General features: G+C 74.7%; 2 protein-coding genes. Both read left to right on the forward strand.

The window, feature by feature from the left end; all coding sequences use genetic code 11:
• The coding region (locus H5J33_RS32915; RefSeq protein WP_181798372.1) for an acyl carrier protein at window positions 1–429 on the forward strand (429 nt) is incomplete at its 5' end.
• A 67-nt stretch (window positions 430–496) separates the two neighbouring features.
• Window positions 497–2011 (forward strand): type I polyketide synthase (locus H5J33_RS32920; protein WP_181798373.1); only part of this gene is annotated, 1515 nt, incomplete at its 3' end.

A 2011-nucleotide genomic window follows, 5' to 3' on the forward strand; every position in this document is an offset into this window, starting at 1 on the left:
GGCTACGGCGCCGCCGACGCCGTCGAGCCGGCCACCGCCTTCCGCGACCTCGGCTTCGACTCCCTCACCTCCGTCGACCTGCGCAACCGGATCAGCGCCGCCGCCGGGGTGCCGCTGCCCGCCACGCTCATCTTCGACTACGCCACGCCCGCCGCCCTCGCCCAGTACCTGGGCACCGAACTCGCGGGCTCCGCCGCGTCCTCCGTGGACTCGGTCCTCGCCGACCTCGACCGGATCGCCGCCCGGCTCGGCGGCCTGAGCGCCGAGGACATCGAACAGGGCCGGATCGCCGGCCGCCTGCGGTCGCTGCTCGGCGACCTGGAGCAGGTCCCCGGCCGGGAGGAGGCCGGCAGCGTCGCCGTACGGCTGGAGGACGCCACCGCCGACGACGTCTTCGCGTTCATCGACAACGAACTCGGCCCGGCCTGAGGCGACCCTCCCACGACACCCCGGCCGCACCGCGGTCCCCCTCTTCGCACAGGAGTGGCGACACCCGATGACCAACGACGAAAAGCTGCTCTCCTACCTCAAGCGGGTCTCCGCCGACCTGGCCCAGACCCGCCGGCGGCTGCGCGAGGTGGAGACCCAGGACCGCGAACCCATCGCCATCGTCGGGATGAGCTGCCGCTTCCCCGGCGGAGTGACCACCCCCGAGGAGCTCTGGCGGCTCGTCCACGACGGCACCGACGCCATCGGCGACTTCCCCGACGACCGGGGCTGGGACCTCGACGCGCTGTACGACCCGGACCCGGACGCCACCGGCAAGAGCTACGTCACCCGGGGCGGGTTCCTCGACGGCGCGGCCGGGTTCGAGCCGGACTTCTTCGGCATCAGCCCCCGCGAGGCGCTCGCGATGGACCCCCAGCAGCGGCTGCTGCTGGAGGTCTCCTGGGAAGCCCTGGAACGCGCCCGGATCGCCCCCGACGCGGTGCACGGCACCCGCGTCGGGGTGTTCGCCGGCACCAACGGCCAGGACTACAAGGACCTGCTCGCCCGGATGCCCGACGACAGCGAGGCCGCGCTCGGCACCGGCGTGCTGGCCGCCGTCATCTCCGGCCGCATCTCCTACACCCTCGGCCTGGAGGGCCCCGCCGTCACCATCGACACCGCCTGCTCCTCGGCGCTCGTCGCGGTGCACCTCGCCGTGCAGGCCCTGCGCAACAAGGAGTGCGCCCTCGCCCTGGCGGGCGGCGCCACCGTGATGTCCACCCCGGGCAACTTCATCGCCTTCAGCCGGCAGCGCGGCCTCGCCGCCGACGGCCGCTGCAAATCCTTCGCGGACGCCGCCGACGGCACCGGCTGGAGCGAGGGCGCCGGCATGCTGGTGCTGGAACGGCTCTCCGACGCCCGCCGCAACGGTCACGAGGTCCTGGCCGTGGTCCGCGGCTCGGCCGTCAACCAGGACGGCGCCTCCAACGGCCTGACCGCCCCGAACGGCCCGTCCCAGCAGCGCGTCATCCGTGCCGCCCTGGCCTCCGCCGACCTCGGCCCGGCCGACGTGGACCTGCTGGAGGCGCACGGCACCGGCACCACCCTCGGCGACCCCATCGAGGCCCAGGCGCTGCTCGCCACCTACGGCCAGGGCCGCGAACAGCCGCTGTGGCTCGGCTCGGTGAAGTCCAACATCGGGCACACCCAGGCCGCGGCCGGCGTCGCCGGCATCATCAAGGCGGTCATGGCCATGCGGCACCGGGTCCTGCCCCGGACACTGCACGCCGAGCAGCCCTCCACCAAGGTCGACTGGACACAGGGCGACATCCGGCTGCTGACCGGGAACCGGCCGTGGACCGACCCCGGCCGCCCCCGCCGGGCCGCCGTGTCCTCCTTCGGCGCCAGCGGCACCAACGCGCACACCATCCTGGAGGAGGCCCCCGCCGGGGAAGCCGGGGACGCCGACGCCGGGGAAGTCCCGGAGCCGGGGCAGGCGGAGCCGCGTACGGCGCCGCCGCTGGTGCCCTGGGTGGTCTCCGGCCGCACCGAACGCGCCCTGCGCGAGCAGGCCGACCAGGGC

The organism is Streptomyces sp. WELS2 (assembly GCF_013870595.1).
Classification (GTDB): domain Bacteria; phylum Actinomycetota; class Actinomycetes; order Streptomycetales; family Streptomycetaceae; genus Streptomyces.